This window comes from Streptomyces sp. 8K308 (assembly GCF_004348315.1).
In the GTDB taxonomy this organism is placed as follows: domain Bacteria; phylum Actinomycetota; class Actinomycetes; order Streptomycetales; family Streptomycetaceae; genus Streptomyces.
In genome coordinates, this window is sequence record NZ_SMKC01000235.1 from 1 (window position 1) to 11,419 (window position 11,419).

Below are 11,419 nucleotides of genomic sequence, written 5' to 3' on the forward strand. Positions count from 1 at the left end.
CGTGTCGTACCCTTCGCGGTCGTCGTTGCGGCCCTGTGCGCTGCCTCCGGGCGAGGTGCAGCCGAGCAGGGTGGCGGTCGCGGTGAGGAGAACCATCGGTAAAACGATTAACCCGCTGCGCATGCTCGGTAGATACCCATGCGCGGCGTCCGGCAAATGGGGGGTTCTGGGCAACTCTCCGCGCGGATCAGGCCAGAAAGAAGGCTTATAGCGACAGCAAATGATCTTATGTGCTCGAATGCGGCTTTCCGGCACCCGAGGAGGCACCGTATGCGCCGAACACCACGCCTCGCTCGGGCCGCCGCCGGTGGCCTGGCCCTGGCTGCGGTGCTCGCCGGCTGCGGGAGCGGCTACGGCTCGGGCGACGGGCCCGAGGGGGTGGTCAGGGCCTCCTGGGGTGACCCGCAGCACCCGCTCGAGCCGGCCAACACCAACGAGGTGCAGGGCGGCAAGGTCCTCGACATGATCTTTCGGGGGCTCAAACGTTACAACCCCGAGACCGGCCGGGCCGAGGACGCCATGGCCGAGTCGATCACCACCGACGACCAGCGGAACTTCACTGTCCGGATCAAGGACGGCTGGACCTTCCAGGACGGCACCCCGGTCACCGCCCGCTCCTACGTGGACGCCTGGAACTACGGCGCCCACATCGACAACGCCCAGGTCGCGAGCTACTTCTTCCAGTTCATCGACGGCTACGACGAGGTCCACCCGGACGAGGAGGGCGCCGAGGCCACCGCCGACACCCTCAGGGGCCTGCGGGTGGTGGACGACCACACCTTCACCGTCCGGCTCAGCGAGCCGTTCTCGCTGTGGCCCGACACCCTGGGCTACGCCGCCTACGCCCCGCTGCCCCGCTCGTTCTTCGAGGACCACGACGCCTGGCTGGCCAAGCCGGTGGGCAACGGCCCGTACCGCGTCGACGCGTACCACAGAAACGAGTCCATGAAGCTGGTCAGGTACGAGGAGTACGCGGGCCAGGACCGGGCCAGGAACAAGGGCGTCGAACTCCGCGTCTACACCGACAACGACACGGCCTACACCGATCTCCGGGCGGGCAACCTCGATCTGGTCGACGACGTCCCGGCCGCGCAGCTCGCCAACGCGCGGGCCGACCTCGGCGACCGCTACCTCAACCGGCCGGCCGGCATCATCCAGACCGTCGCCTTCCCGCTCTACGACGAGCGCTGGCAGGGCGAGGACGGGCGAAAGCTCCGCCAGGGCCTGTCCATGGCCATCGACCGGGAGGCCATCACCTCCCGGATCTACCACGACACCCGCACCCCCGCCTCCGACTTCACCTCGCCCGTGCTCGGCGAGGACGGCGGCTGGCAGGAGGGCCTGTGCGGCCGGGTTTGCGAGTACCACCCGGATCGCGCGCGGGAGCTGATCGAGGAGGCGGGCGGGCTGCCGGGCGGCGGGATCACCCTGACCTCCAACGTCGACACCGGCTCCCACCGGCAGTGGATGGACGCGGTCTGCAACAGCGTCAACAACGCCCTGGACGACGGCGAGGCGTGCACCGTGGAGCCGGTGCCCACCTTCGCCGACTTCCGCAACCGGGTCGGCGATCAGCGGATGTCGGGAATGTTCAGATCCGGCTGGCAGATGGACTATCCGCTGATCCAGAACTTTCTCCAACCCATCTACTACACCGACGCCTCCTCCAACGACTCCGGCTACAGCAGCGACGAGTTCGACGAGCTCGTTGACCGGGCCAACGCCAGCCCGGACGAGGCCGCCGCCGTGAGCGCCTTCCGGGAGGCGCAGGGCGTGCTGATGGACGACCTGCCGGCCATCCCGCTCTGGTACCAGAACGGCACCGCGGGACACTCGGAGCGGCTCAGCGACGTGCGGCTCAACCCGTTCTCCGTGCCCGTCTTCACCGACATCCGGGTGAGCTGAGCCGACATGACGCGCTACCTGGTCAGACGCCTCGTCCAGACGGTCCCGGTGTTCTTCGGCGCCACCTTCCTCATCTTCGTGATGGTCTACGCGCTCGGCGACCCCGTCGCGGCACTCTTCGGCGACCGCGGCCCCGACCCGGCGACCGCCGCCGCGCTGCGCGCCGAGTTCCACCTCGACGAGCCGCTGTGGCGGCAGTACGTGCGCTACATGGGCCGGATCCTCACCGGGGACTTCGGCACCGCGTTCAACGGAGAGCCCGTCACCGAGCTGATGAGCCGGGCGTTCCCGATCAGCTTCCGGCTGATGGTGATCGCCCTGGTGCTGGAGATGGTCATCGGGATCGCCCTCGGCGTCGTCACCGGACTGCGGCGTGGCCGGCCGCTCGACACCTCGGTGCTGATGCTCACCCTCGGCGTGATCGCCGTCCCCACCTTCGTGCTCGGCACCACGGCCCAGTACCTGTTCGGCGTCCGGCTCGGCTGGGTCAGTCCGGCCGTCAGCCCCGACCCCACGGTCACCGAGCTGCTGCTGCCGGGGCTCATCCTCAGCCTGGTCTCGCTCGCCTACGTCACCCGCCTCACCAGGACCTCCGTCGCCGAGAACGCGCGCGCCGACTACGTCCGCACCGCCATCGCCAAGGGCCTGCCGCGCCGCCGGGTCACCGTGCGCCACCTGCTGCGCAACTCGCTGATCCCGGTGGTCACCTACCTCGGCGCGGACATCGGCACGCTGATGGCCGGGGCGATCGTCACCGAGCGGATCTTCAACATCCAGGGCGTCGGCTACCAGCTCTACCAGGGGATCCTGCGGCAGAACTCGGCCACGGTGGTCGGCTTCGTGGTGGTGCTGGTGCTGGTCTTCCTGCTGGCGAACCTGCTCGTCGACGTTCTCTACGCCGTACTCGACCCGAGGATCCGCTATGCCTGACGACCTCCCGGTCGGGCCAGCCACCCCCGACCCGCCGCCGGCCGACTCGCCGGCGGCGGCCGGCGACAGCATCGGCGAGTCGGTGGCCGGCCCGTCGTCGCCGTCGGTTGACCCGTCGGCGTCGCCGGCCGACCCGTCACCGGCGCCGGCTGGTCCGGGGCCTGGGTCGTCGTCGGCGGAGGGCGAGGCCCTCGACGGCGCGTCGCCGTCGCCGTCGTCGGCTGACGCGTCTGCGTCGCAGGCCGGCCGGTCGCCGGCGGCGGCTGGGGCGTTGGCGGCGGAGGGCGAGGCTCTCGATGGCGTGTCGCCGTTGTCGCCTGCCCCGGCGGGAGGCGACTCGCCGCCGGCCGACTCGTCGTCGCCGATGCCGGCGTCGGCTGGCGCGGCGGGGGCCGGCTCGACACCGGCAGGTCCGCCGGTCGGCCCGTCGCCGATGCCGTCGTCGGCTGACGAGTCCGCGTCGCAGAGTGGCCCGTCGTCGGCGTCGGCTGGTTTGTCGTCACCGCTGGCGCCGTCCGGTCCGACACCGTCGCAGGCGTTGGCTGGCCACGCGGCGGCCAGCGCCGTCGCGGCGCCGGCGGTGGGCGGGGGTGGCGTCGCTCAGCCGGAACCGGCCGAGCCGCGAGGGCTGTGGACGGACGCCTGGCACGACCTGCGGCGCAACCCCGTCTTCGTGGTGTCCGCGCTGCTGATCCTCTTCCTCACGGTGATCGCGCTCTGGCCGGGGCTGATCGCCACCCAGGACCCGCAGCGCTGCGAGCTCGGCCGCTCCCTGGAAGGGCCGAGCCCGGGGCACTGGTTCGGCTTCGACACCCAGGGCTGCGACGTCTACACCCGCACCGTCCACGGCGCCCGCGCCTCGATCGCGGTCGGGGTCTGCGCGACCCTGGGCGTGGCCCTGCTCGGCTCGGTGGTCGGCGGCCTCGCCGGCTTCTTCGGCGGCTTCTGGGACGGCCTGCTCTCCCGGCTCACCGACGTCTTCTTCGGCGTCCCGATGGTGCTCGGCGCCATCGTCCTCCTGTCGATGGTCACGCTGACCGGCATCTGGCCGGTGGTCGCGGTGATCGCGGCGCTCAGCTGGCCGGGGATCGCCCGGATCGCGCGCGGCGCGGTGCTCACCGCGAAGGAGCACGACTACGTGCAGGCCGCCAGGGCGCTCGGCGCCGGCACCCCACGGCTGCTGCTGCGGCACATCCTGCCCAACGCGATCGCGCCGGTCATCGTGATGGCGACGATCATGCTGGGCACCTTCGTCGCCCTGGAAGCCACCCTCAGCTACCTGGGCGTGGGCCTCAAACCCCCCAACGTCTCGTGGGGCGTGGACATCTCGGCCGCCTCCGACGGCATGCAGTTCCGCAACGCGCCGCACATCCTGCTCTACCCGGCGGCCGCGCTCAGCGTCACGGTGCTGGCCTTCATCATGCTCGGCGACGCCGTCCGGGACGCCCTCGACCCCAAGCTCAGGTGAAAGGCGCTGACCGCCCATGCTGCTCGAAGTCCAAGACCTGCGCGTTGAGTTCGACACCAGGGACGGAGTGGTCCGGGCGGTCGACGGGGTGAGCTACGCCGTGGACGCCGGCGAGACGCTGGCGGTGCTCGGCGAGTCCGGCTCGGGGAAGTCCGTGACCGCGCAGGCCGTGATGGGCATCCTCGACAGCCCGCCGGCGCGGATCACCGGCGGCCGGATCCTCTTCCGTGGCGAGGACGTGCTCGCCATGTCCGAGGAGCAGCGCCGTCGCATCAGGGGCGACAAGATCGCCATGATCTTCCAGGACGCGCTCTCCGCCCTCAACCCGGTGCTGTCCGTCGGCTTCCAGTTGGGGGAGATGTTCCGGGTGCACCGTGGCATGTCCCGAAGGGACGCCAGGGCCAGGGCCGTCGAGCTGATGGACCGGGTCCGCATTCCGGCGGCGAGGGAGCGGGTCGACGACTACCCGCACCAGTTCTCCGGCGGCATGCGGCAGCGGATCATGATCGCGATGGCGTTGGCCCTGGAGCCCGACGTGATCATCGCGGACGAGCCCACCACCGCCCTGGACGTGACCGTGCAGGCCCAGGTGATGGACCTGCTCGCCGAGCTGCGGCGGGACCTCGGCATGGCGCTCGTCCTCATCACCCACGACCTCGGGGTGGTCGCGGGCGTGGCCGACAAGATCGCGGTGATGTACGCCGGCCGCATCGTGGAGAACGCGCCGGTGCACGAGCTCTACAAGCGGCCCGCGCACCCCTACACCAGGGGCCTGCTGGACTCCATCCCGCGCCTCGACCACAAGGGCCGGGAGCTCTACGCGATCAAGGGCCTGCCGCCCACGCTCACCGCGATCCCCGCCGGCTGCGCCTTCAACCCGCGCTGCCCCGCCGCCCGCGAGATGTGCCGGGAGGACCCGGTGCCGCCGCTGGTGCGGGTGACCGGTCCCGAAGGCGGCCAGGGCGGCGGCCGGACCAGCGCCTGCCACTTCTGGAAGGAGACCTTCGGTGCCTGAGCCCATCCTCCAGGTGCGGGACCTGGTCAAACACTTTCCGCTTACCCAGGGCGTGTTGATCAGGCGCCAGGTCGGCGCGGTGCGCGCGGTCGACGGCGTCTCCCTCGACCTGCGGCCGGGCGAGACGCTGGGGGTGGTGGGGGAGTCGGGGTGCGGGAAGTCCACCGTGGCGCGGCTGCTCGTCGGGCTCGAGCGGCCCACGGCCGGCGAGATCCGCTATCGCGGCCAGGATCTTTCCCGGCTGTCGCGGCGCGCCCTGCGGGCGGCCCGTCGGAATATCCAGATGGTGTTCCAGGACCCCTATACGTCGCTGAATCCGCGCATGACGGTAGGGGATATCGTCGGCGAGCCCTTCGAGATCCATCCCGAGGTCGCGCCCAAGGGCGAGCGGCGGCGCCGGGTGCGGGAGTTGCTCGACGTGGTGGGGCTCAATCCGGAGTACCTCAACCGGTATCCGCACCAGTTCTCCGGCGGTCAGCGCCAGCGCATCGGCATCGCCCGCGCCCTGGCCCTCAACCCGGAGATCATCATCTGCGACGAGCCGGTCTCGGCGCTCGACGTGTCCGTGCGGGCCCAGGTGATCAACCTGATGGCGCGGCTCCGGCGCGAGTTCGGCCTCTCCTGTGTCTTCATCGCCCACGACCTGTCGGTGGTGCGGCATATCTCGGACCGGGTCGCCGTGATGTACCTGGGAAAGGTCGTGGAAATTGGGTCGCATCAGGAAATCTACGAACATCCGACCCACCCCTACACCCAGGCCCTGCTTTCCGCCGTCCCGGTCCCGGAGCCGGAGGCGAACCGGCGGGGCGAGCGGATCATCCTGCGGGGCGACGTCCCGTCACCGGCCGATCCGCCGACCGGATGCCCTTTCAGAACGCGGTGCTGGAAAGCGGCGGAGATCTGCGCGGAGGTGTCACCGCCGCTGGCCGTGCCTCTGGCGTTCGCGGGTGCGACGGGCGCGAGCGGTCACGAGTCCGCCTGTCACTACGCGACTTAGGGGCGGACGGAGCGCGGTCGTGCAACCGGGGCGGTGGACTCTCGGCCACACCGCCCCGGTCTACGGCACCCGCACGGCCGTACCGCCTCAGTCTGGGGCGTTCGCATATCGGTATAGGGTCCGGTGTGTTGCCGCCTTGTTAACACCCTCGGGGTCCCCACTTGTCCGCTCATTTCCGAAAGTGAGTGACGCTGTCAAGCACGTTCCTGTGTCAATCCGCGTAACCTTGGCTCGCAAATTGACCATCATAGGTTGATACCACTGCTACCCCTTGACGGGTAAGTCGGTGCCTTGCCACAGTCCCGCTCTACACGCATCGCACCGCGCGACCACACGTCGGGGGGACTGATGGGCAGCCAAACCGAGGCCGTCGAGGCCGAACTGGTAGGGCGTTCGCCGGGCCAACTGATGTGGCGTCGTTTCCGACGTGACCGAGTTGGCGTCATATCCGCCTGCGTGGTGCTCCTCTTCTTCCTACTCGGCCTGCTCGCGCCCGTCATCTCCGCCCTCTACGGGAAGGACCCCTACACCAGGTACGGGCAATTAGAGCCAGGGCTGCTCAACGAGTACGGCTATCCCGTCAAACCCAACGGCGGCATCGACGGGGAATTCTGGTTCGGAATTGAACCGAGCACCGGGCGCGACGTGTTCACCCTGCTTCTCTACGGAATACGCACCTCGCTGCTCATCGCCCTCGCCGTCACCGTCCTCGCCGTCCTCACCGCGATCGTCCTCGGCATCGCGGCCGGCTATCTCGGCGGCCGCTGGGACTTCGCCATCAGCCGCCTCATCGACCTGCTGATGGCCTTTCCACAGCAACTGTTCTTCGTGGCGTTCCTGCCGATCGTCACCACGCTCTTCGTGGACCCCAGAGAGGAGACACCCACCTACGTCAAGGTGGTGTCGATCATCGTCGTCCTCTGGGCGCTCGGCTGGATGACCCTGGGGCGCATCCTGCGCGGCGCCGCGCTCACCCTGAGGGAGCGCGAGTTCGTCGAGGCGGCCAGGGTCAGCGGCGCGTCCCCGTGGCGGATCATCCGCAAGGAGCTGCTGCCCAACGTGGTCTCGCCGATGCTCGTGCAGGCCACCTACATGCTGCCCAACTTCGTGACCACGGCCGCCGCCCTCTCCTTCCTCGGAGTCGGCCTGACAGAGCCCACCCCCGACTGGGGCCGGATGTTCGCCACCGCCGCCGAGGTCTACCGCAGCGACATCACCTACATGTTCTTCCCCGGAGTCTCCATGGTGGTCTTCGTGGTCGCCTTCAACCTCCTGGGAGATTCGGTCCGGGACGCGTTCGACCCCAAGACCGTCCGCTAGCCCCGCGACCGCCGCACCGTCACCTCCGCGAGCCAAGCCGACCAACGAAACGGGCAGGTGGGAACGTACCGATGAGCACCACAGCACGGCGCAGAGCACGCATCGCCGGGGTGGCCCTGGCCATGACCGGGGCGCTGATCCTCAGCGCCTGCAGCAGCGGCGGAGGCGGCGGTCCCGAGGGGGAGGGCGAAGGCGAGAGCCAGGGGCCCGAGACCGCGGCCGCGATCTCCTTCGGCGACGTCGAGGCGTCCACGGGACCCGCCGAGGAGGTCCCGGGCGCCACCCCCGGCGGCACCATCAACGTGCTCCAGGAGACCTCGCCCGACCACCTCGACCCGGCCCAGATCTACGTCGCCCACGAGTCCAACATCGCCCGCCTGATCCACCGCGGCCTCACCTACGTCCGGCTCGACAACGACGGGAACTACACGGTGGTCGGCGACCTGGCCACCGACTCGGGCACGGTCTCCGACGGCGGCCGCACCTGGACGTACACCCTCAAGGAAGACATCTACTTCAACGACGGCACCCCGATCACCTCGGCCGACGTCCGGCACACCATCGAGCGGATGTTCGCGCCGTTCATCACCCAGGGCCCCAGCTACCTCCAGCAGTGGCTGGCGGGAGCGGACGCCGCCGACTACCGCGAGCTGCTGCCCGAGGGCCCCTACGAGGGCGACCACCTGCCCGACTCGGTCCTGGAGACCCCGGACGAGCGGACCATCGTGTTCCGCTTCGCCGAGCCCCAGAACGACCTGCCGTACGCCCTGTCCATGCCCGGCTACGCCGTCGTCTCGGCCGAGGGCGACACCCAGCAGGCGTACGACCAGGACCCGGTTACCTCGGGCCCCTACGAGATCGAGGACTTCCGGCCGGGACGCTCCATGACCCTGGTGCGCAACGAGTACTGGCAGCCGGAGACCGACCCGGCGCGCAACGCCTACCCGGACAGCTACGAGATATCGTTCGGCCACAGCCTGGAGGACTCCACGGCCCGGCTGATGGCCGACAACGGCGAGAACCAGTACGCCACCAGCTTCAACAACGGCCTCGACGCCGGCAACGGCCCCACCGTGATGGAGGACCCGGAGCTGCGGGAGCGGCTGGTCGACGGCTACCAGCCGTACGTCGCCACCCTCGCCATCAACCTGGACCGCGTCACCGAGCTGCGGGTGCGGCAGGCCATCGCCTACGCCGTGCCGCTCAACGGCGTCCTCAACGCCTACGGCGGCAGCATCGGCGGCCAGTACGCCGGCGGCAACATCTCCCCGCTGCTCCCCGGCTACCAGGAGGGCTTCGACCCCTGGGGCAAGCTCGCCAACCCGCAGGGCGACATCGAGCGGGCCCGTGAACTCCTCGAGGAGGCCGACGCGGTCGGCTACGAGCTCAACTACATCCACCACACCACGCCCCAGGACCAGGAGGCCGCGGTGGCCATCGCCGACGCCCTGGAGTCCGCCGGCTTCGACGTCAACCGCACCGAGGTGCCGCCGGAGACCTACTACGACACCATCGGCGTCGTCGACAACGAGGCGGACATCTACCGCAACAGCTGGGGTCACGACTGGCTCTCCGCCGCCACCGTCATCCCGCCGCAGTTCGACGGCCGGCAGATCGAGGACGGCGGCTCCAACTACAGCCACCTCAACGACGAGCACGTCAACGAGGAGATCGACCGCATCCGGGCCATCACCGACCCGGAGCAGGCGGCCGAGGAGTGGACCGCGCTCAGCCAGTACATCCAGGAGGAGTTCGTGCCCTTCGTGCCGACCTTCTACTACCGGCAGACCATCCTGCACGGCTCCCGGATCGGCGGCGCCACCTTCAACGACGACCTCGGCACCATCGACATGCAACGGCTCTACGTGATCCAGGACTGACCCCGCCGCCAAGGCCGCTAGCGAAGGCTGCTACCGACGATGCTCCGCTTCCTCCTCCGGCGAACGCTCGGCGCCGTCGCCATCCTCGTGATCATCAGCGCCGTCACGTTCTTCCTCTTCTACGCGATCCCCCGCAACCCGGCGCTGCTCGCGTGCGGCAAGGGCGTCTGCACCCCCGAGCAACTCGCCGTCGTGGAGCGCAACCTGGGCATCGACCGATCTATACCCGTGCAGTACTGGGAGTACATGGTCGGCATCTTCGCGGGCCGCGACTTCCCCGCCGGACACTGCCCGGCGCCCTGCCTCGGCTTCTCCTTCCGGAACAACACCCCGGTCCTCGACACCATCCTCGACCGGCTGCCCACCACCGTCTCGCTCACCATCGGCGGCGCGGTGGTCTTCCTCACCCTGGGCCTCGCGCTCGGCATGCTGGCCGCCTGGCGGCAGGGCGGGCCGCTCGACAAGACCATGAGCTCCGCCTCGCTGGTCCTCAGCTCGATGCAGATCTACTTCCTCGGCCCGCTGGCCCTCGCCACGCTCGTCTACAGCGAAAGGGAACTCCTGCCCCAGCCACGGTACGAGCCGTTCACCGAGGATCCGCTCGGCTGGCTCCAGGGGCTGCTGCTGCCCTGGCTGGTGCTGGCGACCATCTTCACCGCCAACTACACCCGCATGGCCAGGGCCGCGCTGATCGAACAGCTCCAGGAGGACCACGTCCGCACCGCGCGCGCCAAGGGCATGGGGCCGCGCACCGTGTTCTTCCGCTACGCCTGGCGCGGCTCGCTGATCCCCGTCGTCACGATCTTCGGCATTGACCTCGGCTCCCTCTTCGGCGGCGCCATGATCACCGAGTACACCTTCGCGCTGCCCGGGCTCGGCCGGCTCGCGGTCGACTCCGTCACCCAGTCCAACCTCCCCATGCTGATGGGCGTGATGCTCTTCGCCGCCCTGATGATCGTCCTGTTCAACATCATCGTCGACGCCTGCTACGCGCTCATCGACCCGCGCGTGCGGCTCGCCTAGGAGCTGACCGACGTGACCACCACCAGGCAGGAGGCGGGCGGCCCCTTCCTCTCCGTGCGCGACCTGCGCGTGCACTTCGCCACCGAGGACGGCACGGTCAAGGCCGTCGACGGGCTCTCCTTCGACCTCGAACGCGGCCGCACGCTCGGCATCGTCGGCGAGTCGGGATCCGGTAAGTCGGTCGCCAACCAGGCCGTCCTCGGCCTGCACAACCCGAACAACACGACGGTCTCCGGTGAGATCCTGCTGGACGGCGAGGACCTGACGCGGGTCGGCGAGCGGCGCCTCGAACGGCTCCGCGGCAACAAGGTCGCCATGATCTTCCAGGACCCGCTCACCGCGCTCTCGCCCTACCACACCGTGGGCCGACAGATCGGCGAGCCGTTCCGCAAACACCGCGGCGCCAGCCGGCGTGAGGCCCGCGAGCGCGCCATCGAGATGCTCGGCAAGGTCGGCATCCCCAACCCGCGACGTCGAGTTGACGACTATCCGCACCAGTTCTCCGGCGGCATGCGGCAACGCGCCATGATCGCCATGGCGTTGGTCTGCGACCCGGACCTGCTGATCGCCGACGAGCCCACCACGGCGCTCGACGTCACCGTCCAGGCCCAGATCCTCGACCTGCTGATGGAGCTCCAGCGGGAGTTCGGCTCCGCGATCATCATGATCACCCACGACCTGGGCGTGGTCTCCCGGGTCTCCGATGACGTCCTGGTGATGTACGCCGGCCGCGCCGTCGAGCGCGGCGCTGTGCGGGAGGTCATGAACCGCCCGCAGCACCCCTACACCTGGGGGCTGCTGAGCTCGATGCCCCGGCTGCACGGCGACGTGGACCAGGAGCTCGTGCCCATCACCGGAACCCCGCCCAGCCTGCTCACCCC

General features: G+C 69.7%; 9 protein-coding genes. All 9 read left to right on the forward strand.

The window, feature by feature from the left end; genetic code table 11:
• The first annotated feature begins 270 nt into the window (after positions 1-270).
• Positions 271-1,905, forward strand: a complete 1,635-nt coding sequence (locus tag E1265_RS25725) for an ABC transporter substrate-binding protein (RefSeq protein ID WP_132933395.1) — start codon at positions 271-273, stop codon at positions 1,903-1,905.
• A 6-nt stretch (positions 1,906-1,911) separates the two neighbouring features.
• Positions 1,912-2,835, forward strand: a complete 924-nt coding sequence (locus E1265_RS25730) for an ABC transporter permease (protein ID WP_132933396.1) — start codon at positions 1,912-1,914, stop codon at positions 2,833-2,835.
• Between the two features lie 580 nt (positions 2,836-3,415).
• Complete coding sequence (locus tag E1265_RS25735) at positions 3,416-4,303, forward strand: ABC transporter permease (protein ID WP_243741106.1); 888 nt, start codon at positions 3,416-3,418, stop codon at positions 4,301-4,303.
• 16 nt (positions 4,304-4,319) lie between these two features.
• Positions 4,320-5,318 (forward strand): ABC transporter ATP-binding protein, encoded by a 999-nt coding sequence (locus E1265_RS25740; RefSeq protein ID WP_132933398.1) that lies wholly within the window; start codon positions 4,320-4,322, stop codon positions 5,316-5,318.
• Positions 5,311-6,315: a dipeptide ABC transporter ATP-binding protein gene (locus tag E1265_RS25745; protein WP_132933399.1), complete on the forward strand. Its 1,005-nt coding sequence runs from the start codon at positions 5,311-5,313 to the stop codon at positions 6,313-6,315. Before E1265_RS25740 ends, E1265_RS25745 begins: the two co-directional genes overlap by 8 nt.
• A gap of 348 nt (positions 6,316-6,663) precedes the next feature.
• On the forward strand, positions 6,664-7,635 hold the full coding sequence (locus E1265_RS25750) for an ABC transporter permease (protein WP_132933400.1): 972 nt from the start codon (positions 6,664-6,666) through the stop codon (positions 7,633-7,635).
• A 71-nt stretch (positions 7,636-7,706) separates the two neighbouring features.
• Positions 7,707-9,515, forward strand: coding sequence for an ABC transporter substrate-binding protein (locus E1265_RS25755; protein WP_132933401.1), 1,809 nt, complete (start codon positions 7,707-7,709; stop codon positions 9,513-9,515).
• Between the two features lie 39 nt (positions 9,516-9,554).
• Positions 9,555-10,538 carry an ABC transporter permease gene (locus E1265_RS25760; protein WP_132933402.1) on the forward strand — a complete coding sequence of 328 codons (984 nt, stop codon included), beginning with the start codon at positions 9,555-9,557 and terminating at the stop codon, positions 10,536-10,538.
• 12 nt (positions 10,539-10,550) lie between these two features.
• The coding region (locus E1265_RS25765; protein ID WP_243741105.1) for an ABC transporter ATP-binding protein at positions 10,551-11,419 on the forward strand (869 nt) is incomplete at its 3' end.

Coding starts and splice junctions, on each gene's coding strand:
- E1265_RS25760 (WP_132933402.1), top strand. CDS start 9,555: ATGCTCCGCTTCCTCCTCCGGCGAACGCTCGGCGCCGTCGCCATCCTC.
- E1265_RS25740 (WP_132933398.1), top strand. CDS start 4,320: ATGCTGCTCGAAGTCCAAGACCTGCGCGTTGAGTTCGACACCAGGGAC.
- E1265_RS25725 (WP_132933395.1), top strand. CDS start 271: ATGCGCCGAACACCACGCCTCGCTCGGGCCGCCGCCGGTGGCCTGGCC.
- E1265_RS25750 (WP_132933400.1), top strand. CDS start 6,664: ATGGGCAGCCAAACCGAGGCCGTCGAGGCCGAACTGGTAGGGCGTTCG.
- E1265_RS25730 (WP_132933396.1), top strand. CDS start 1,912: ATGACGCGCTACCTGGTCAGACGCCTCGTCCAGACGGTCCCGGTGTTC.
- E1265_RS25755 (WP_132933401.1), top strand. CDS start 7,707: ATGAGCACCACAGCACGGCGCAGAGCACGCATCGCCGGGGTGGCCCTG.